At 54.8% G+C, this 21,008-nt stretch carries 20 protein-coding genes; 9 read left to right on the forward strand and 11 right to left on the reverse strand.

Going from position 1 to position 21,008, the window contains the following annotated elements:
• Positions 1-30: 30 nt before the first annotated feature.
• Complete coding sequence (locus OZX67_RS09340; RefSeq protein WP_277142882.1) at positions 31-282, forward strand: antitoxin; 252 nt, start codon at positions 31-33, stop codon at positions 280-282.
• Positions 279-560, forward strand: coding sequence for a type II toxin-antitoxin system RelE/ParE family toxin (locus tag OZX67_RS09345; protein WP_277142884.1), 282 nt, complete (start codon positions 279-281; stop codon positions 558-560). The genes OZX67_RS09340 and OZX67_RS09345 overlap by 4 nt, the downstream gene beginning before the upstream one ends.
• A 379-nt stretch (positions 561-939) precedes the next feature.
• On the opposite strand, the gene OZX67_RS09350 is transcribed toward OZX67_RS09345, so the two are convergent.
• Positions 940-2,901 carry a phage/plasmid primase, P4 family gene (locus OZX67_RS09350; protein WP_277142886.1) on the reverse strand — a complete coding sequence of 654 codons (1,962 nt, stop codon included), beginning with the start codon at positions 2,899-2,901 and terminating at the stop codon, positions 940-942.
• A gap of 733 nt (positions 2,902-3,634) precedes the next feature.
• Here OZX67_RS09350 and OZX67_RS09355 point away from each other — a divergent pair.
• Positions 3,635-4,057 carry a hypothetical protein gene (locus tag OZX67_RS09355; protein WP_277142888.1) on the forward strand — a complete coding sequence of 141 codons (423 nt, stop codon included), beginning with the start codon at positions 3,635-3,637 and terminating at the stop codon, positions 4,055-4,057.
• A 141-nt stretch (positions 4,058-4,198) separates the two neighbouring features.
• Here the strand turns inward: OZX67_RS09355 and OZX67_RS09360 are convergent, their stop codons facing one another.
• On the reverse strand, positions 4,199-4,552 hold the full coding sequence (locus tag OZX67_RS09360; protein ID WP_277142890.1) for a hypothetical protein: 354 nt from the start codon (positions 4,550-4,552) through the stop codon (positions 4,199-4,201).
• Between the two features lie 575 nt (positions 4,553-5,127).
• Between OZX67_RS09360 and OZX67_RS09365 the strand changes: the two genes are divergently transcribed.
• Complete coding sequence (locus OZX67_RS09365) at positions 5,128-5,613, forward strand: DUF5680 domain-containing protein (RefSeq protein WP_277142892.1); 486 nt, start codon at positions 5,128-5,130, stop codon at positions 5,611-5,613.
• A 67-nt stretch (positions 5,614-5,680) separates the two neighbouring features.
• On the opposite strand, the gene OZX67_RS09370 is transcribed toward OZX67_RS09365, so the two are convergent.
• From OZX67_RS09370 to OZX67_RS09395, 6 genes are all read right to left on the reverse strand, one after another.
• Complete coding sequence (locus OZX67_RS09370; protein ID WP_277142894.1) at positions 5,681-5,854, reverse strand: hypothetical protein; 174 nt, start codon at positions 5,852-5,854, stop codon at positions 5,681-5,683.
• A gap of 52 nt (positions 5,855-5,906) precedes the next feature.
• Positions 5,907-6,707, reverse strand: coding sequence for a hypothetical protein (locus OZX67_RS09375; RefSeq protein ID WP_277142897.1), 801 nt, complete (start codon positions 6,705-6,707; stop codon positions 5,907-5,909).
• Positions 6,704-8,083: a C2 family cysteine protease gene (locus OZX67_RS09380; RefSeq protein WP_277142899.1), complete on the reverse strand. Its 1,380-nt coding sequence runs from the start codon at positions 8,081-8,083 to the stop codon at positions 6,704-6,706. Before OZX67_RS09380 ends, OZX67_RS09375 begins: the two co-directional genes overlap by 4 nt.
• Positions 8,074-8,460 carry a hypothetical protein gene (locus OZX67_RS09385; RefSeq protein ID WP_277142901.1) on the reverse strand — a complete coding sequence of 129 codons (387 nt, stop codon included), beginning with the start codon at positions 8,458-8,460 and terminating at the stop codon, positions 8,074-8,076. Before OZX67_RS09385 ends, OZX67_RS09380 begins: the two co-directional genes overlap by 10 nt.
• Positions 8,457-8,732: a hypothetical protein gene (locus tag OZX67_RS09390; RefSeq protein ID WP_277142903.1), complete on the reverse strand. Its 276-nt coding sequence runs from the start codon at positions 8,730-8,732 to the stop codon at positions 8,457-8,459. The genes OZX67_RS09385 and OZX67_RS09390 overlap by 4 nt, the downstream gene beginning before the upstream one ends.
• A 209-nt stretch (positions 8,733-8,941) precedes the next feature.
• Positions 8,942-9,514, reverse strand: a complete 573-nt coding sequence (locus OZX67_RS09395; RefSeq protein WP_277142905.1) for a TIGR00730 family Rossman fold protein — start codon at positions 9,512-9,514, stop codon at positions 8,942-8,944.
• Positions 9,515-9,989: 475 nt separating this feature from the next.
• Here OZX67_RS09395 and OZX67_RS09400 point away from each other — a divergent pair, with 475 nt between their 5' ends.
• Positions 9,990-10,994 carry a ketopantoate reductase family protein gene (locus tag OZX67_RS09400; RefSeq protein WP_277142907.1) on the forward strand — a complete coding sequence of 335 codons (1,005 nt, stop codon included), beginning with the start codon at positions 9,990-9,992 and terminating at the stop codon, positions 10,992-10,994.
• A 444-nt stretch (positions 10,995-11,438) separates the two neighbouring features.
• Positions 11,439-12,440: a 2-dehydropantoate 2-reductase gene (locus OZX67_RS09405; protein WP_277142909.1), complete on the forward strand. Its 1,002-nt coding sequence runs from the start codon at positions 11,439-11,441 to the stop codon at positions 12,438-12,440.
• A gap of 179 nt (positions 12,441-12,619) precedes the next feature.
• Here OZX67_RS09405 and OZX67_RS09410 read toward each other — a convergent pair whose 3' ends face one another.
• The gene (locus OZX67_RS09410; protein WP_277142911.1) at positions 12,620-13,831 is read right to left on the reverse strand and encodes an aminotransferase class I/II-fold pyridoxal phosphate-dependent enzyme; all 1,212 of its coding nucleotides are present in this window, start codon (positions 13,829-13,831) and stop codon (positions 12,620-12,622) included.
• 233 nt (positions 13,832-14,064) lie between these two features.
• The gene (locus tag OZX67_RS09415) at positions 14,065-15,312 is read right to left on the reverse strand and encodes an alpha/beta hydrolase (protein WP_277142914.1); all 1,248 of its coding nucleotides are present in this window, start codon (positions 15,310-15,312) and stop codon (positions 14,065-14,067) included.
• 331 nt (positions 15,313-15,643) lie between these two features.
• Here OZX67_RS09415 and OZX67_RS09420 point away from each other — a divergent pair, with 331 nt between their 5' ends.
• The 3 genes from OZX67_RS09420 to OZX67_RS09430 are packed head-to-tail and all read left to right on the forward strand — an operon-like array spanning position 15,644 to position 17,260.
• Complete coding sequence (locus tag OZX67_RS09420; RefSeq protein WP_277142916.1) at positions 15,644-16,165, forward strand: hypothetical protein; 522 nt, start codon at positions 15,644-15,646, stop codon at positions 16,163-16,165.
• Positions 16,162-17,067 (forward strand): GAF domain-containing protein, encoded by a 906-nt coding sequence (locus tag OZX67_RS09425; RefSeq protein ID WP_277142918.1) that lies wholly within the window; start codon positions 16,162-16,164, stop codon positions 17,065-17,067. The genes OZX67_RS09420 and OZX67_RS09425 overlap by 4 nt, the downstream gene beginning before the upstream one ends.
• 34 nt (positions 17,068-17,101) lie before the next feature.
• Positions 17,102-17,260 carry a hypothetical protein gene (locus tag OZX67_RS09430; protein ID WP_277142920.1) on the forward strand — a complete coding sequence of 53 codons (159 nt, stop codon included), beginning with the start codon at positions 17,102-17,104 and terminating at the stop codon, positions 17,258-17,260.
• A 100-nt stretch (positions 17,261-17,360) separates the two neighbouring features.
• Here OZX67_RS09430 and OZX67_RS09435 read toward each other — a convergent pair whose 3' ends face one another.
• A complete protein-coding gene (locus tag OZX67_RS09435; protein ID WP_348519628.1) occupies positions 17,361-20,360 on the reverse strand; it encodes an alpha/beta fold hydrolase in 3,000 nt (999 codons plus the stop codon).
• Positions 20,361-21,008 lie beyond the last annotated feature (648 nt).

The following is a 21,008-nucleotide window of genomic DNA, read 5'->3' on the forward strand; positions in this document are numbered from 1 at the left end:
ATAGCCTCCACAAGGTGTATACATGTTTACATGACTTCGAACGTATTGAGCGTGAGGCTTCCCGCGGCCCTCAAGCAGCGCATCGACAGGCTCTCGTCGTCGACGGGCCGTCCCGCGAGCTATTACGTGCGCGAATCGGTGGAGGACAACATCGACCGGCTCGAATACGAGTACGCCATCGCCGACGAGGCAGAGCGCGCACGCAACGGCGAGCTGCCGACCTACGGACTCGACGAGACGCTGGGCTACCTCGGGCTGGACCGTAAGGACATCGACGCGTGACACCCTGGGAGCTGAGGACCACCAAAAGGTTCCTCAAATCGCTGAAGAAACTCGACAAAACGGTCGCCACGCAGGTGCTGCGCGACCTGAACAGGCTCGCCGCCCTGGACGATCCCACCAAGCCATGCAAGGCGCTTTCCGGCCCGCTGAAGGGGCTGTGGCGCTACAGGGTCGGCGACTGGCGCGTGATCCTCGACATCAGACGCGGCGAGCTGGTCATCCTCGCGTTGGACGTGCAGCACCGCAGCCAGGTCTACAAGGAATGGAACCGCCGATAAAGGCAATGGGCCCAAAGTCAAGGCCCGCAGAACATCAATGGAGATTCGGATCGGGGTCATCGGCATGAACGTCGAAGAATACATGGGGCTTCACCACCTGACCGATGGGAAACCGAATACCCTGGCGGACGTCTAGGAGCGCGGCGAGCAGGGGCATTCAGACGCAACGGTCCACATAGGGTCGCACCCCGATGCCGCCCGCCATGGGCGCACACAGACGAAAAAGATGCCGGCACCATCGCGGCAACGCGTGGGCCGGCAACCATCAATCAACTAACAAAACAAGTATTGACATTTGTCAATACCATTTATCCAGTAATATTAGTGTCACGCATCTTTCGCTGCATGACACTAATCTGGACCGCTCCGCGGGGCCGACCTACGGCCGGGACGGCGGCATGACCGGCGTGGCCGGTACGCCGCCAGGCTGCGCCGGCATCATCGGCGGAGCTGATGGAACCTGCGACGCAGGAGCCTTAGACGAAGGCCGCAAGGCAGGCGCATCACCGCCCGCCGACATGCGCAGGAGCGCCTCAAGCCTGGCCTGTCCCGCTTGATTTAGCCCCTCACGTTCCTCAGCACGCCGTAGCTCAGCGCGGTCAGAGCGGTCACGTGGCGTCAGATTGTCCTTCTGGAACTGCTCCCAGACGGACTGCTTCACAAACCCACGGGACCGGCCATGGTGTTTCTTCGCCACACGGGCAGAATCATCATCCTCAAGGAAGTAAGGCGCCACACCATAGTTCGATACAGCGCTCTCTAGGTTGATGCTACCAGCCAGCCACTTATCCAGGGAAAGTTGCACACCCTTCCCCGAACCGTCTCGGGGCTGAATATACCCATCCTTTTCAATGAACGGGCGCAAATGGCGCATAAACACAGGCTGTTTCTCGATGCCCTGCCTGCTGCCGGGGTTCGCATCGCGTTCGAACGAGCAGAACAGTTGGTACAGGAACGAGTTCGGCAGGAAATCACGCCGCATGAGGACATCCCTCAGCTCGTCCCAGAACCGTGCCACCTCGTCGGACTCCGACCGTTGCTGCTGCTTGATCGCCAAACCCTCTTTGGTCTCCAAGAGCGCATCGAACTTCGGCTGAGTGAGGGTCTTGTACAGGAACCACTCACGAACATCATCCCGTTTGATGTACTCCGAGTCGATGCGGTCACCCTGTGGCGTTTTCTGGAAACGGTTCGGAAACGGCACATAAACGATCCTGTCGTCCATACTGTCCGTATGATCGCGAAACCGGAAGTCACCGTTCGACGCACAGATAGGGAGGCAGAAGGGAAGGTATGAGAGTGGCTCCTTGTACTTCCGGTTGATGTTGATCGCACCATGCCTGAGCAATGTCTTCAACGGGCCAACCTTGTCGACAAACGCACCGACATCCACGTCATCGTCTATATCCACAGGTTTACTGACAATCGGGCTCATTTCGAACCCTCCTCCCAGATCCTCCAGTTTGACCTTGGCCGTGTTCTCGTCGCCGATGACATTGGACAGCAATTTCAGAAACACGCTTTTGCCGTTGCTGCCCCGACCAATCAGTATGGGCATGACACCCCAATTTCTGAAACACATGAGCGCCATGGCAAGTATCTGCCAGAGCTGCTGCTGACCCTCGTCCGTCGGCTGCAAGCTCGGAATCAAAGCGTCGGCCGGCCAGCCGTCAGGCATGACCGGCACCGGCGGCTCACGCTCCGGCATCTTCGTGGCCGCTTTCCACATGGTCACATAGTCCTTATCGAAAGGCAGCAGCTTGTGGCTCTCTGTGTCGTAGATACCATTCGCGACAGGCACCCAGTAGGGCTTGTCCCGCGTGATGGGCACGACCGGCGCCATGGACTTCAACTCATCGTTGAAATCACGGATCCAAGTTTTCGGTCTCTCCGGGGAGGGATTAAAAGACAGCGCGAGCTTGCGTATGTCGGCATCATCCATTGAAAGGTGGATACCCTGATGTCTGCCCGGTTCCGGGATATAGCACGTGAGAACCGTGCCTCCGCCGCTTGATTCTGATTCGCCGAAAGTCACATTTCTGATGGTATGGAACTTAAAAGCCAAGCGTGCCATCGGCACCGAGTCCGGCTCTCTAGGAGAAGGCCATCTTTCATCGCGTGGTGCACGATAATTATGCTCCCTTCTGAGGTTTTTGAGCCTGTTGACATATTGACGCCCAGCCTCAGCCGGAGTCTTAACGCTCCCTTCATCGATAAGCTTGCCGATTTTCGCACCGACCAGCTGCTTGGCTTCCGGGAAAGTCATGTCGTCGTTGGCCTCGAGAGAGCCCTCATCCGGTTCGTCGAGCATTGTGCCGTCTTCACCATAGAGTTCGCTCATCGCTTGCCTCCGCGCTCATTTTTGGGATAACGCTTGCAGGATGCCAGCCAGTCATCGAGGTCGGAGACCAAATAAAGAATGGAACCTCCCTCATCCAGATAAGGACATCCAACGCCTTTATAACGTTTCTGCGCAAGATTGCCCGGGGTCAAACCGCAATACGCTGCGGCCTGCTTAGTAGTGAGCTTTTGAGGGATATCTTCGACACGTCGAAGATCTGGTGATACTCTATTCATTAGAGTTGATCCTTTCCCACAGTGCGTGGGAGTTGATCTCTAAATCTGTACCCATACACTGCGGATTGACTTATTTACAGCCGCCACCTGCCAGGATGGCGGCTGTTTTATTTGCGAATGGGTGCATCACTGTTCGCACAGAATATACAACCTGTGTACAGGGGCTGCCCATCGCCCGACATTGACCGTCTTGCAATCGTTGCCGGCATTTTCCATGATAACAAAAATCACACAAGCAGTGTCAACTCTGACGACCTTCATTCTTCAGCACCAATCTTTAAGCACACAGAAAACAGAAGAACAGCAGAATGACGCGGAAAAGAATGATTCTGAAACTGATTTACGAAAAAAGATAGGACACGCCCACGTCACGTTTCCGATACGGGAACATGACCATATTCGCACACCACATCGCACAGTTTCCTGCTCCCGCAAGAACCCGCTCACGCGGGTTCGACCAATCCCATGACCAAATTCCTTCTAGCAAAGGGGCAGCTATGTCTGCATCAGTCATGGAAACCATACGCGAGAACGCACTCGAACTCATCAACAATCCGGACGCGCCATTGCGCCTCAAAGTCGCGCCAGCCGACAGCCCGGAAACCGACCCGTTCGACGACGACAGCGCCATATTCGACCCGTTGAAACCGGACGCCACACACCTGCTCATCGGTGCGATCAGGGGCAGCGACCTCACCCGCGACTACACACAGCTCAACGACCTGTTCGACGGGCAATACGCTTCACCTCTAAAACTCGCGAAAGCCGTCCTCCACGCCTGGAGCCGTGGCGACACCGACCGAGCGCTGGCCATCCTCGACCGGCTCGGCCTCACCCTCACCGTCATCATCAGTGACGAAAACTGCATCATCAGCGTGCGGCTGCACCGCGAAAACGTCACCAGTCAAGACAATCAATAATAGATAAAAGCCGCCCGAGCTACTTACAGGCTCGGACGGCTTCCACGATGACATGCAAGATCAGCGTTAATGCCCTCTGCGACGCATATAATCGCTGAACATTTCACCAGTTTCTCTGTCCGCATCACAGAGAGGACGAAATCATTCCGTAGGAACCAAAGATTTTACATTCTTTATCCACTCGACCGCTTCTGCCGCCGAATCCACTAGCTTCTTCTCGCCAACCTGCTTATTATCCACATCTCGAAAGAGCCGCAAGTCAATTTTTGGAGGGAAATTAGTCACACAGACTCCGAAAAAATAGCCCTCCACGCCAAATCCGACATCCAACTCCAATTTCAAATTGTCTTTATACGACTTGACAGGATGCTCATGGTTCCTGCGATTACGTATAGTCAACTCAGAATTTTCAGCAATGTAATCATAGATTCCATCAATCAGGACTTTTCGTTGTTCTTTAGCCGCTTTTCTGAGCTTATCGCTTTTACTAACCATCGAATACCCCCATGCATAGAAAAGAATTCTTGAAAAGTTTCCGCGTCACCTTTAACTCACTATAAGTTTAGCATTGTTGCTTTCGAAACATGAACGCGAGTCGAATGGTACACATCCCGCAAACAAAACAAGACAATGACTACGTTGATCGCGGCTTAGTAAATCACCGAAAATCTAGCAATCTGATCTAGTCTCGGAAACAACATCAATCCCACGCAAGAACTTGACAAGAACTTGACAAAATATCCAAATCACCGTGATTTTTGTGATTTATTTAAATCACAGAATGGCTTATTTCCAACGAAAATCACCAAATACGTATACCATACTGGGGGTTCAACTCCCCCTACTCGCACCATCAAACGAGGTTCTGGAAACGTTGAATTGCAACGGTTCCGGAACCTCAAGTTTTACGCAAATCCCAAAATATAACGGCGTACATAACACTTTTTGCGTTTATACGACGTCATATTCGGAGCCAACCTGTACAAAAAGTACTCCGTTGATAATCAGACTTTGAGTTTATACGACGTTGTATCTGCAGCCAACCGTTTCATTCTTGATAAACTGGTTTCATGCCTTTAACATCGTTGCCGTCGTTCCTGGTCGCCGCAAAAGCCGCCACATACGCTGCAGAGAAGCCAGTTACGCTTGAGCCTACATTCTCCGGATCGCACGAATTTAGATTCACAAAAGGCAATCTCCATTACCGCGATATCTACTTTGGCAGTTTGCATTTTGCAGGCCAGGAAATCGTAGAGGACGAATCACGCGCAATCTGGTCAATGGTTTATTTGGGAGGAATACTGCAAAACGGCACAGCACACAACGCTGACAATGAAGACGATAATGCAACGGAAATTTACCGGTTCCTGAAGCTAGCCCTACGAAAAGCAAGTCCTGATGCGCCTTATCGCGGACCAGCATCATTCGAAGCCGGCGAATACCGCTATACAAACCAATTCACAGGCGACATAACAAATTTCAATGGCAAGGAAACCATATACGCGGGGCAATTACCCGTCTACCGCTTACATTATTCCGGCGGCTACCTGCAGTAACTATCAAGACAGGCCAATCATTATTTCAACGTTGCAGCATCGAGTTTCTTGTATATGCACGACGGCATCAATCCGGCCGCAAGAACGCCTGCGTGCCACAGACCGCGACGATCAGCAATCCCTTTGGTTGCGGAATTCCAGAACCCTGCGTCGATGAGCAGAAAGCCCGTAGCCCGGAAGCAGCGAAATTCTGCAGCATCCAGCCGGCGACCCATGACTCCAAACCACAAACGGAAGCCAAACCCCCGTCCTGGCACAGGGCATCCGGCGCAATGCGCCCGCCGTCGTGCCCTTCAGTGCGTGGGCGCGGAGGTGGCGATCAGTGTGGCGCCCTGCCGGCCGTCGACATCGTTCAGGGCCAGCAGCGTCACCGTGTACTTCACGCCGTGCAGGTCGCCCGTCCTGCTCTGCCCCACGCTCATCGACAGGTCCCTGGGCTTGTCGACCCCGTTGCCCAGTTGTATGGGCACCAGATAGGAACCGTCCTGCTGTCTGCTGATGCCGTACCCCACTGAGACCCTGACATAGTTCTCGTCCAGCTTTGCGCTGCTTTCCCCCATGCGCAACTCGTAGGTCTTGCCGCCCCGCGACTGCGGGGGGTTGTCGGCCTTCAGCCGGATGGAGGGACCATCCTGATAGGTCTCGATGAGGAGCGTGACGTCCTGGGCGCCCTCGTCGCCGTCCATGTCCAGCGGGGTCACCGCCACGCCGAGCCGCACGTCGCTTCCCGTCTGACCGACCTTCAGATCCATCTTCCTAACGGGGGTGTATGGTCTGGCGGCGAGTCTTAGATGGGCATGCCAGCCGTCATGCTCATGTTTCAGATAATGGGTTATGGTCAGCTCGCCGACCCGGGTCACCCCTCCCTCCTGCGACGTCCTGACTACGCCTTTGTCAATCCGCGCCTGAGAGATGTTGTCGGCTTTCTCCCTGATGATGCGGTGTCCTGATATGGCATCCATAATGGGTCCTTTCTCGAGCACGCAGACGGCCCCGGCCATGGCCACGAGCACAAGCAGCATCACCATGAGCGCAGCACCCAGCCAGTGAGAATGCCGGCGACCGACCTTACCCGCTTTTCTGCTGCGCATCATTGCTGCGACTCCGCATTGAACGCCTTATCGAAATCGGTCCTGCTGATCCAGAACGGTTCACCGTTGTCCGAAGTCTCATCCCCGTCCTTGTCGAACCAGTAGTTGTAGCCCCAGGGGTTACGCAGGCAAATCATGTCACCTTTGGTCTCCACGACCTCGTAGGCGTGCTTAGGCTCGATGCCTACCCTGTAGCCGTTGCCCGGCAGCTTGGTCCCGTCAGTAGCGGAGACCACCAGTTCGTTATCCTTGCTGCCGGTTTGACCGTCTTTCTTGGTGTATGAAGGTTTGCTGTCTGCCACTGATATGGTACCCTTTTTATCCCCTGTTTTTCCTTCGTCCGTCGTGGGTTTGGACCCCTTGGATTTGAGCGTTTGGGTGCTGATGTCCTTGCTGCCGTCGTTGACGTCCACTTTGAGGGGTTTCTTGCCGGTGATGGCCTCCCATGCCCAGTTGGGCTGGCCGCCGTTGAGCGCGCCTCGGCCGAATTGCTTCCTGATGGCCGCCTCCCACAGCCCGGCGACGCCGCCGGCACCGTTGTAGTAGATGTAGTCGACCTCGACCTGCACAGGCGTGCCGTTGTCAAAGAGAGTGACGATGTAGTGTTTCCCGTCCTTGGTCTTTTTGATGCCCTTTCTGATGTCGTATCCGGCGTCAGCCATCGCCTTAAGGGTGGAAATCAGCCAGCAATCGCCAATCTGACCTTGATCAAAATCATCGGCAGTCGGCTGTGGGCCATCTAGAAGATTTAACGGGAGTTCATAGTCTCTGTTTTGGGGGTCGTCCGTACGAACACCTTTTTTGTCCTTGTCGTCGTCCTGCAAAAACTGCCACGCGCGATGGTGGTATATCCAGTCTTTGTTACCGTCGGCGCCGACCTTGTCGCCACCGTAGAGAGTGCTGGTGGCCTGGTCGAATTGGCGGAGGCGGTCAATCTTGTCTTGGAGCCATTGGCCGGTTCTGCGGTCTTGGTCGAGCAGGTCATTGATTGCGGGACCGACCAAGTTGCTCGTGATGGGCGGGAGCAAATCACGGACGGCCTCGATGGCCTGGTCGACCTGGTGAAGGCAGCCTAAAGCCTGAGTGACGGCGTCTTCAGCGATGAAGTCGTCGTCGATGTATTGGTCGAGGAGCGTGGCGAGCGTGCGGTGGTCGTCGAGAACGGCCTGGTTGTAGGCGAGGGCGTCGTTGATTTGCCGGCCGAGGGTGTCAGCCTGTTGCTTGGCTGCCTGCCACGCCTGGCCCGTGAGCTGGTTCTCTCCATTGAGACCGTCGCAGGCGCTGGAGATCTGGCGGAGCTGCTGGTTCTGGGCGTTGATGGTCTTGCAGGAATCGTCTATAGCCCGGTGCAGCGCCCCCTTGTCGACAATCAGGCCCATGGTTGCTCCTCCCCTGTCTCCGTCGTGCCGTGGCGGCGTGCGATAAGAATTCGTCGTTGGTCTTGCAATTCCTCATCACGTGTGCGGATACGGCGGCTTTCCGCGTCGTGGTCGTCGGTCTCCTGCTCGATGCGATTCATAAGGACACCCGCGGAAGCGCGGAACTCGTCCTCGATTGCGCCGAACCGGACGTACGCCTGGTTGCCGCGCAGCCCCTCGGACAGACCCATCCATATATCATGGTGGCGATTGCAGACCGACTGCATCTCGCCCCAATCTTTATCACAGGCCCGGCGTTCGCGGTGCAAATCATCCAGTCTCTTGCCGTCCGCTTCCAGCTGTCGGCCTATCTCGTCGGCGGGTCCTTTCTTGTTCATTGAATACCTTCGAGCGCTGCAGCCGACGCCTGATCGGCCTGGTTCAATCCCTCATTCGTGTCGACGGCTCCCGATGCCAACGACCTTGCTGCACCCGCCAAGATGCCTCCGATACTGGCGACGCCCGTGCACGCGTCCGCCGCCAGGGCCATGGCCCGGATGTTCGTGGCGCCGGCAGTGAAGCCGCAGCCGGCCCCATCGCCAGCGGCGGCACGGCCCAGCGCATCGGCATGCTGTTGTGCCACGTCCTCGATGCTCCGTATCTCACCCATAAGAACAGATTCTATCATGAAATGTTAAAATCAATCAATACAGGAACGATGATGGACGTTGCCGCCCGTCGCAGCGATGAGACTGGTCAAGAACCTTACTCTGCAATAAAGCCTTTACCGGCAACGGCGGCAATCGGCAAGACCTCTATAACATCCCATTACCGGCGATCCATCCCCGGCACCAGTAACAGGCGCCCCGGCCGAGGCATTTACTTCCGTTCGGGGAAGGTGCGAATCTTTGGGGGCTGATAAGTCGCGGCCCAACGCACAATTTCGTCGTAGGAATCGGCGAAAAGGAGCTTCGCACGGTCCGGGGCGGTAAGGAAGCCGGCGTCGGTCATGGCATCGAACATCTGGGCCATCGGCTGCCAATAGCCGTCGAAATCAAAGAAAACGCAAGGCTTGTTATTGAGGCCGATTCGCGCCCACGAAAATGCTTCCGCAATCTCCTCCAACGTGCCGGGGCCGCCGGGGAATGCGATAAGCACGTCGCCAAGCTCCATCATCCGGCGCTTGCGCTCGTCCATATCGTCGACGACCTCCATAGTCGTCAGTCCTTCAGCCGCAGCGTTGCGGTCGATGAGCATCTGCGGCATGATGCCGTGCACCTTGCCGCCGCCGTCAAGCACCGCCTGCGCCACGACGCCCATCAGCCCGACGCCGCCACCGCCGTAGACCAGCTCGTCGCCGCTCTTGGCAATCCACTCCCCGAGCCTCTTCGCCGCCTCCGCATATTTCGGGTCATCCCCACTTGCCGCACCGCAATACACCGTAATCTTCATGCCGTTCTCCTTATTGCTTGCTCACTTACATATACCGTTGAACTTAAATCCCACTATATCGGCATATCGCTAATTGCAGCCCTCGCATTTTTCTGAAACCGGACAATACTCGTTTGCTTAGAGCGTTCCCAACTAAAGGCCGAAAACCTTCAGGATCTTCAATATCGTATAGTTCTTGCCAATATCAAAACCGCAAACCCTCACCTTGACCAGTCGGGACGAATAATTACGAAAGCGCTATTCTTATTACAACTCTTTATATAAATATATAAATAGACATTATTGCTTTATCTATTTATTTATCAATCTGTCTCAAAACCGCCTTAAAAATCGTCCACATTACGAAACGAAGCTGAGAAACCCTACTGCCGTCACGCATACTGCGAATACACGGCAATGCCGCATGATGTTGTCCACAAGATTGTTGCGGCACTCGCCGCGATACCCACAAGGGACAAACTAGAAGGGAAACATCATGAGATACGGCATCATCGGCGCAGGAGCCATGGGATTCAGATATGGCGTGCTGCTGCAGGAATTGGCACACCAGCCGGTGGACTACATTGAGATTTGGGAGCCGAATCTCAAGAAGGTCAAGGAGCAGGGCGGCGTCTACGTCTCCCGCGACCACGAAGGCCGTCATCTCGTCAAGGCCAACATTTACTCGCCGGAAGAGTACGCAGCCAAGGGCGGCGATCCCGACCTGTGGATCATCATGGTCAAGCAAATGGACCTGCAGAACTACCTCACCCGTTGCGCGGACGCAGGTCTCTTCAAGGACCACCAGGTCGTCTTCAGCGCGATGAATGGCTGGGGCCACTTCGAAAAAATCCTCAACTATTTCCCGAAAGACCGCATTTATGGCGGCACCGCGATGGTCGCGAGCGCCTTCAACGGCCCGGGCGACGTCGACTTCATCGGCAAGCCGGGCGCCGGCACGATGCACATCTGCGCGATGACCGAGGAAGTCACGCCGGTCGAGAAGGAATTCGTCGCCGACCTTGACAAAACCGGCTTCAACCCGCAGGTCACGCAGAACTTCCGCGGCACCTGCATGGCCAAGGTCATTTTCAACTCGGTCATCAATTCTCTGTGCACGATGTATCAGATCACGATGGGCCAGTTCGTTTCGTACCCCGGCTACAAGGACATGGCCACGCAGCTGATCAACGAGGCCTACGACGCGCTCGAACGTTCCGGCTTCCAGCCCATCCAGTCGCGCGCCAAGGCCATCGAGGAAATCGATTATGTCAGCCGCGTCTCCAACCCGCTGCACTATCCGTCGATGTACCAGGACATGTCGAAAGGCCGCAAGACCGAAGTCGATTACATCAATGGCTACATCGCCAAAGTCGGCCGCGAAAACGACTGCCCCTGCCGCGTGCAGGAATTCCTGACCCACGGCGTCCACGTCGCCGAGCTCGCCTTCCAGGTCCACAAGAAGGAAGCCGAGGAAAAAGCTGCCGCAGCCGCTAAGTAGCGTAACCTGTTTCGATAGTCAGTAATTAGTCTATTGAAGATTTTGGCTGGGACTTTCAGTACATTGAAAGCCCCAGCCAAATCATTAAAATGCCACTTTTTACATACTTGTTTTGTACTTATTACGTAAGAAGCAGCATTTACCGTATCTAAATATCACGCATTACACAAGACGCGCCTATAGCCACATAATCGGCGACATTTTAGACCCCTCCGCACGCACATTTCATATCACCGCATCCCCATCTGTCCATAACCGCCCCATTTTTGTCTCAAAAACCGTTAGATTTTTGTCCGCCATTTGACCATTTACCACGTAGTCCAAGTTTTCTCGCTTAAATCTGAATCATCAGGGGAATCGCTTTTGTATCCACAAGATTGAGCGACGCATCCTTGTACCCAAAAGGCGTAGAGACAACTGAATTCCAAGACGGAAAGAACGATTATGAAATACGGGATTATTGGCGCAGGATCTATGGGCTTCAGATTTGGAGTGCTGTTCCACAATCTGGTAGGCCGCGACGTCGATTACATCGATATCTGGGAGCCGAACCTAAAGGCAATCAAAGAGCAGGGCGGCGTCTACGTTTCCCGCGATTACGAAAACCGTCATCTGGAAAAAGTCAACGTCTATACGCCAGAAGAATACGCGGCCAAGGGCGGCGATCCAGACATGTGGATCATCATGGTTAAGCAGATGCAGCTGCAGGACTACCTCACTCGTTGCGCCGACGCCGGACTTTTCAAAGACCACCAGGTCGTCTTCAGCGCGATGAACGGCTGGGGCCACTTCGAAAAGATCCTCAAGTACTTCCCCAAAGACCGCGTCTATGGCGGCACCGCAATGCTCGGAAGTTCCTTCCTCGGACCCGGCGAAGTCGATTTCCAAGGCAAGCTTGGCGGCGGAAGCATGCATATCTGCTCGATGAGCGGCGAAGTGACACCGGAGGAGCAAGAGCTGGTCGATGACTTCGAAAAGGCACATTTCAACCCAATAATTTCGCACGACCTGCAAGGCACCTGCCTGGCGAAGATTATTTTCAATTCCGTGGTCAACTCGCTGTGCACGATGTATCAGATCCGCATGGGCCAGTTCATTTCTTACCCGGGCGCGATGGACATGACCACGCAGCTGGTCAACGAGGCTTACGACGCGCTGGAACGCGGCGGAATCCAGCCGATTCAGACCCGCGCCGAGGCCATCCACGAAGTCGAGAACTCCAGCAAAGTCGTGATGCCGCTGCACTATCCGTCGATGTATCAGGACATGGTCGCCGGCCGCAAGACCGAGGTCGACTACATCAACGGTTACATCGCTCGCGTCGGGCGCGAGAACGACTGCCCGTGCCGTGTGCACGAGTTCGTGACCAACGGCGTCCATGTCGCCGAGCTCGCCTTCAAGATTCACCAGAAGGAAGCCGCTGAAAAGGCTGCCGCTGGCAAGTAAATCAAGAAACTACTGTCTTCCTTTGTTTGCTTGATTTCGAAGCTTTTAACAGCTAAGCAAACCGAAGAAACCGAGATAACAACTCGTACGTTTCAATATAAAAACCGCTACCAAGCATATACCTGGTAGCGGTTTTCTAATATCCAAACGAACAGATGATCAGTAGCCTTGCGCAGAAATCAGTCCACGAAAACGTACTTCGACAGACGCTCCATCGCTTCCTTGACACGGGAAAGCGGGAGGGCGACGTTCATGCGGATCGCGCACGGAGCCTTGAACTGGCGGCCGTCCTGCACGGCGACGCCGACGTTCCACGCCCGCTTCAGCAGCTCGTCAAGCGTGACGTTGTGCGCGTCGCACCAAGCGCTGCAATCAAGGAAGAGCATGTAGGTGCCTTGCGGATGGCCGAACGTGACCTCCGGGAAGTGCTCGGCGAAGTAGTCGCAGACGTAATCGACGTTGCCGGTGAGCACCTGCCGCAGTTCGTCGATCCACTCGTGGCCCTCGGGCTTGTAGGCGCCGATCAACGCGTGCATCGACAGCACGTTCATGGCGTTGTACTCAGGCTTTGCGCCCTTCGACGTGACGCGGTCGCGCAGGTACTTGTTGTAAATGATATGGTACGAACCCACGAGTCCGGCCAGGTTGAAGGTCTTGCTCGGTGCGTACATCGCGGCGACGCGGTTGCGCGCATCCTCGCTCACCGACTGGGTCGGGATGTGCTTGTGGTCGCCAAGGATGATATCGGACCAGATTTCATCGGAAATGACTACGCAATCGTTTTCGCGATAGACCTCCATCGCCTTCTCGATCTCCCAGCGCTCCCAAACGCGGCCGCAGGGATTGTGGGGGCTGCAGAAGACGGCGACGTGGATGTTGTTTTCCTTGAGTTTCTTGTCCATATCGTCGAAGTCCATGCGCCACACGCCGTTTTCGTCGCGCTTGAGCGGCGAGTGGACGATGTGATAGCCGTTGGATTCGATGGCGTTGGTGAAGCCGACGTAGGTCGGGCTATGAAGCAAAACCGCGTCACCGGGCGCCGCGAACGAAGTGACAGTAGAGATAACCCCGCCCAAAACGCCGTTCTCGTAGCCGATATCCTCCGGCTTCAGATCGGTGACGCCGTTGCGCGTCTTCTGCCAGTCGATAATCGAATTATAATACTCATCGGTAGGATTGAAATAGCCAAACGCAGGGTGCTTGGCACGCTCGATAATCGCGTCTTGAATCGTTGGAACGGTGGCGAAATTCATGTCCGCGATCCACATCGGGATGACGTCGAACCCATCTTTCGGCGGATCGGGCGTGAAACCGGGTTGGAGTCCCAGCCCATCAACTGCAATGGCATCCTTGCCGTGCCGATCCATAATCGACGTGAAATCGTACTTCATTTCTTCTCCTTTATTTATCCGATATATAGCGGCTTTGCGCCCTATCGCTGCACGTTATATGTCGTTGCTTCCGTATCTTTCAACTTTACAACCGAGGATTCCTAGAAATGCTACGGCCATATTTCAGACAGGACAGTAACAGACCGAAACTTGCGTCGAATCAGCGATGCGATGCTCGCGGCATTCCTTTTATTGCGTTTCGCAACGAATCAAATGAAGCTGCCGCTATCCTGCTATTCCTCCTCGGCGACCATGTCTTCGACCGATTCGCCATAGAAGTCGATGATGCGGTCGACGTAAGGGCCGAGGATAACGTTGGGCATGCTGAAGATCTCGTGGACGGCGGGCTCGACGCGCTCCAACACCACGTCGCCGCTTTCCACGCGGACGCGCTCGACGAAACGGTTCTGCGCGGCGTTGTGCACCCACGTATCGCGGCCGGCCTGGAAAAGCAGGATCGGGGTCTCGATGCGGGAGCAGGCCTCACGCTCGAGAATCGCGTGTGACATCTTGAGGGCCTGATGGACCCAGCCGAACGTGGCGGCGTTGGTCTGGTAGTGCACGTCCTTCTTGCGCAGGCTGAAATACCATTGCACGCGCGCCTGCTCCGCGCCCTCGTAGCCCTTGAGTTTCATGGTCGGCGAGAACTCGGTTTGGCCCGGCGCGCGGCGACGCGAAAGCCCGACAGAACTTGCGAGCGCGGTGACCGGCCCGGCGATGGAATTGGGCATACCGGTGACGGGCTCGATCATCGGCGAGGACAGCACGGCGCGGTCAAAGAGCATCGGGAAACTTTCGAGCGCGGCCGCCGCGATGCCGCCGCCCATTGAATGCGAATAAAGGTGCATCGGCTGATCGCCCGCATACTGCCGCCCGACGGTCTGCGAGAACTTGGCCAGATCCGCGACATAGCGCCGCCAATCGTCGATCCAGACCAGCGATGGGTTCGAGACGTCGCGCACCGAATAGCCGTGGCCGCGATGCTCGAGAATGCAGACGGAATAGCCCGCAAGCAGGAAATACCACGTCATTTCGGCGTGCTTGGCGGCGAATTCCGTGAAACCGAACGAGAAGACGATGGCCCCGCGGAACTTGGCGCTGGCACCGTCGATATTGAGAGCGTCGAATTTGTGCGCGTCAAAGCAAACGTAATGCAAATTGCCCGGCGTCGGCGGCGCTGCCAGCGACGAGAAGCCAAACAGCTTGCTGTGCATGATGTGCTGCTCATCCTCGTCGTCCGGGCCGGTATCGATGCCGGCCCCGCTGATTCCGATTCCCGCGTCGCCCATCCCGACGTGGGTGGTGCCACTTGCGATAGTTGAAGAAGCCGAAGAAGCAGACTGAGAATCGGCATTGGCAGCAGCGTCCGGCACACCGGCAGGCGACATCCAGCCTTCCTCGCGGCACTTAGCGAGCGCCGGCAGCACGGTATCGCGCATCACCTCGGCGTAATGGTTCTCGTTAATCAGCGGCATATGCATACCGCCAGTCTATCCGCACCCAATGGCACGTTTCACATCGGTTTCACTTCGATTCTTAAGTTATGATTTTTATTACTCCTAAGTCAGGATTTGACGACTTTCTCAATCACGATGCTCACATTGTTAAGTCATGATGTTACTTTTACAATTTTTAAAATCATGACTTACGTGATTACATGCGTAAGCTGCATCTCTCATGTGTAGCGTTTTAAAGGATACGCGCAGCAACTGCTCCAATATTAAAGTTGTTGTCAAAATCAAGTTATCCACATATCCACATTTCTCTCATTCCGTTTTGCATTCACGACAAATTAGATGTTTAAATAAACACATGAGCGCAACACCTTTCAACGAAGAGCACAGTTTTGACCATGACGTCATCATCACGGATCCTTACTACGTCATCGTCGAAGACGAATGGGCAGATTTTATCGAGAATGGCAAACTCTCGAACCCTGCCTTTCCCTCGCTAATGTGCACGGACACCGGCTACGGAGATTGGATTCAAATCCTCACAGATGAAGACGAAGCGAAAGAGCTTGGGAGATTCGCGGCGGACTCAGGACTCGTGGCTATTTTCGACGAACAGGAAATACTGACCTATTGGACTGCCACTATGGATGAAGAAACGACAGTCGCAGATTTAATTGCCAAAGGCCTCGCAGCAAAAGTTTCAAAAGCCCATGGCGGCACAGGCAATACAATCCACGCTGTTTTTAAGAAAGTAGAGTATCCCGATCTGGAAAATTATTTCGAGGCACAAGTAGTCGTCAACGACGGAATTCATGAATACCACTCGTGCTGGCCATTCGATGACGAAGACGACAATGAAAAAGCCGAGGTGAGATCGTGATTCACCCCATCCAATACGCCATCAGTCTAATGGACCACTATGTCGAAACGCAAGCCAAAAAGGGGATAGCACATATCACCAAACTGCAAAAGCACGTAAAAAACTCCATTTCAGGAGCTACGCTTTTGATAGGAATCTTTTCTGTATCTCTCGGATCAATCGGTTTCCTATCATTTCCCATTATCCGGCAAAGAGCATTAGCAGTAGCCGTTGCCTTTCTATCTATCCTTTCCGCCCTCGCATTATGGGTGTTATCCCTTCTTAACGACAAATTAGACGAAACAAGAGAAAATATGGAAGATCGACCCGTCCTTCTATATTCGATCATCACTAACTGCATTACCAATGTTGTCAAACAGATTGCGCAGGATCTCGTGGCGCAAAAAGAAAATCATTTTTCGATGCATCAATTTTGCCAATATTGCGCCGTATCCTTATGGGGTGCATTACATAAATCGACACAATCCCCCAGAGTGACAATTTATCGAATCCGCCATCCAAAACGACAAAGCCCATATCTTGAACCTTTCGCGACATTTGGCAGAAGCGAATCCAGACCCGGCCCATTCAGAGAGGATAAAGATGGCAGAGGATCAGCGGTCTTGAATTGGCTCCGTAGCCTGAAAGAAAACACTGGTACTGATCAAAACGGAATCTCTCGCTTTTCACTCAACGTTCACGAAGATAAGGAATTCAAAGGGACAGCAAACGGTTATACAACATACATTTCTTCGGCAATCATGTGCAACAAACAAATTTATGGAATGCTGGCTATAGATACAAATAATTCCGGCGATTTTTCAAAAAATGACTGCCGCGTTATCGAAGCCATCGCACATATTCTTGGTCTAGCCGTAGAGATTGATATTGAGCGAGGAAACAAAACCTACAAATGCTTATAGTAATATTAATCAAACCGAGCAAAGGAATAAACTTATGACTAGTCCAGATATCCTCAATGGCGTAGATATGCGGCAACAACCTCCTGAAGTAAGAAAACTTGTCGCTTCAATCAGCAGAGATCAGGAAGAAATTCGAAAGGTCATGAGACAGGAGCATGAATACTTCAATAAACGGGCGAACGCCAAAAACTAAACGCTTTTGATTAAAACACAGTACCGGTCACATTTTATATACTGAATGTGGCCGGTATTTATTTTCTATGTACCTTTAAAACACGCAACCGGACTCCTGTCTATTTCTTCACTCCCAGCGCTTCGTAGAGGAAGTCGCGCTGGAGGGTGAGCAGGTTTTCGGCGACTTTCGGGTCGTTGGTCATGTGGGTGATGCCGGTGAGCGGCAGGTAGGTGTGGGGACGTCCGGCTTCCATCAGGGCTTGCGAGAGCCGCAACGAGTTGGCAATCGTTACGTTGTCGTCGGCGAAACCATGAATCAGCATAAGCGGACGCGTGAGCTTCGGAGCGTCGGTGACGATGGAGTTGCGCTCGTAGACCGCCGGGTCGAGGCCGAGGTAGCGCTCGGTGTAATGCGTATCGTAGAGCGTCCATTCCGTCGGCGGGGCTCCAGCGCAGGCCGCGTGGATGACGTCGGGGGCATCGAGCACCGCGAGCGCCGAAAGAAATCCACCATACGACCAGCCGATCATCGCAACGTGATCGAGGTCAGCATCTGGCGCGACCTGTGGCAACGCTTTCACCGCTTCGACCTGGTCGGCCAGAGTAACATCCTTCATGTTCTCGAAAATCTCACGGTCCCACTTCGGGCCGCGACCGGTGGTGCCGCGCCCGTCGGCGGTGACCACGATGAAGCCCTGATCCGCCCACCACTGCGATTCGGCGTAACCGGCCTGCGAGAACGTGACCTGCTGGAAACCGGGGCCGCCGTAAGGTTTCAACAGCACCGGCAGCTTGGCCGCGCCAGCGAACCTGCTGGAAGCGCTGGGGCGTGTAATCGCGGTAAACATATGGTGCTCCCCCAAACGCACAAACTCTGTGTTCGGCGTGAAACCGGGAGTTTCAGCATGGCTGGAGATAGCGGCTTCGGCAGCATAACCAGAGTCGTTTGTCAGTACATTGTCAGTACGTTTACCTTTGGAATTATCAGAATCGACAATACTGTTTTCATCGATTCGACTGCCCACGTTCGCAGATTGGCCGTCGCTATTTTTGTTACCGCAATTGATATCGGCATTACCGCCAACAGATATGGAACCTGCCACTGGACCATGACCAGCAACAAACCCATGCACCATCACCGAACCGGGATGAACCATATCATGACCGGATACCACGATGCCATTCCCTGCGCGGCTTGCGCTCCAAACACCCGGACGCGCGGTTACCGGCGTGATATTCCCGTTGAAATCAATGGTGACCACATCGTAGCTACGGGCATCGTGCAGCGCCTCGTCGCCCTGCCAAGCGGCAGGAACAGCGGGAAGCGAGCCGCGTTCCGAAGCGATCTCCATAGCTCCACGGCCGATGTCGGAATCCACGTTGTTGGATACGAGTGCCGATTCGGGCGCGATTGCGGTCGCCGATTCGACAGCGTCGATAGCAGCTTCCGGCTTTGCCGCCTTGGCGCCGTCCGACGAACCGAACGCACCTCCATCAGCCGAACCCGCAACCTCATGCGGCGTGCGCTGAACCACCGCAAGCACGTTCTCGTCGCTGACGTCAAGCACCGTGCGCACCTGCCAGTCGATCGGCGTGAACGGTTTCCCGTCTACGGTGAGCCGGTTGGTATCGGTATCCATATCGTTCAAAGCACAGACCAGGCGGCCATCGGGCGTGAAAGCCGGGGTGCCGAGCACGAGGTCAATCCACTGGTCGTTCGCGTGCTCTCCAAGGACTCGGGTGCGCCCGTCTGACTGGACTTCCAGCACCTGGTCGCGCGTCTGCCGACGGTTCTGAACCAGTACGAGCGGCTCATGACCAGCCTTCCAGCTCACCGACGCCACGTATTCGTAGCCCTCGCGGTCCCACGAAACATTCTGCACATCGCAACCGATGTAACGCACTATGCCAGTTTTGTCTCTGCTTTTGCCTTGTTCACCGGCATTGGCACCTTCGTTGCCATAGCCCTTCCCACAATTCCCGCCATCGCTCCAGTCATCGTTATAACCGTCATCGCCGTTAGCAATACCATTATCCGCAATATCATTCGGTTCCCCGAACTCAAGATGCGCCAACATCAGCCGCACGACGGCGTTCTCAGTGAGCGCACGCGCGTAACGCCGGCCGGCTGCAGGTTTGTCAGGATGGGCCGGATCACTGATATACCACATTGGCTCAGACGAACTGTCATACATTTCGAACAGTAGGCCTCGCGAATCAGGAGCCCACCAGAAGCCGTCATAACGATCCATTTCCTCGCCGGCCACAAATTCGGCCAAGCCGATTTTCAGCGTTCCGCTCGGGTCGTTTCCAACGCTCCACACAGTGCTGAACCTGTCGCCGGAAGCATTGGCACCATTGACATTCCCCGCTTTGTACGCTTCTTGCGCCTCGGCCGCGCAGGTATGCAAATGGGCATGATTATGCGAACGCCGAATCCCGGAACCGCCGCCAATTTGCCCGTTTGCCGAACGCCCATCAGCCGTTGCCGCAACACTATTGTCGGCATCATTTTTCGCGGCAAAGCTATCTTCATAACCGTCTTGCTTTAGAGTCGCTTCATCGAACCCGGTCTCATCCCAATCGGCGATATCCACCATCACGAGCCGTGTGCCCGTCGTGTAAACGATATGCCGTCCATCCGGCGAAATCCGCGGGTTCAGCACCGGCAGCCACTTGCTGCTGGGCGACGAAACCTTCGAATCAGAAGCTGCACCTTTATTACTTCCAGACTCCACAACATCATCGATGTCGCCAATCGCAACCTGCCGCGTGCGAGCGCCGTCGCCGTCCTCGTCAATCTCGCTGACGAACAGCTGGCCGTTAATCGTAAAGACCACGCGCCGCCCCTCAGAATCCACGGAATACGAAACGATGCCCTGTCCGCCTTCGCGGGCACGCTCGCGCCGCGCCTTCTCCTCCGCCGGCACGTCCTCGTTGTCGGCATCGGCCAGCAGTTCGCGCGGATCGGCCAGCAGCACCTCGCGATGCGAATCACCACCCTCGTTCTTCTGAGCGTTCAATCCGTTCCCAGCGCACTCTTCGCCCTCGTTCTCCCGAAAATTCAGTCCGTTCCCGGCTTCCTCTTTGCCAACTTGGTCCGAACCGATAACACTCATCCACAGCGACGTGACCAGATCTTCCGGCCCGTCCGAGCGCAGAAACAGCGCCCGCGACCCGTCGCCAATCACCGATGCCCCTCGCGGCGCCCCACCCGTAAATCGTAGCGTCCGCGCCTTCCGCCCCGAAAACTCGGCAATCGCGTTTTTCTGCGAACTCAAACCGTCGCTATTTTCAGCCTCATCCAAAGTCATGTTTCCAGTATAAAGAACGAGGCTCACACTAACCCATGGTTACCAAAAGTAACCGCCTGCAATTGGTACAGTATCTTTTGGTAACCATGGGTTAGTGTGAGCGGCTAAGAGGCATGCGACGATTTGGGACGGGCTGTCGTACCATATATATAAGAGCAGTGGCAAGAGAAGCCGAGAAAAAGGGAAACGATGAAGTTTTGCAACAAATGCGGGCATCGGCTCGAAGACAATGAAAAATTCTGCACACAATGCGGGGCACCTGTACATCCAGAGGACGTTGGCAATGTAGCACAACAAACCGAAAAGTCTTCGCAAGCCGGCAATACCTCGCAGACAACAAGTGACAACACTAACGTAACAGCGGCGGCATCAAGCAACGATAACCAGCCCGAAGGCAATCAAGAACCACAAATCCCGATGCCGTCGGTGCCGCTTCCGCAAAGAGCCCCAGCA

It is taken from the genome of Bifidobacterium sp. ESL0728 (genome assembly GCF_029392015.1).
In the GTDB taxonomy this organism is placed as follows: Bacteria; Actinomycetota; Actinomycetes; order Actinomycetales; family Bifidobacteriaceae; genus Bifidobacterium.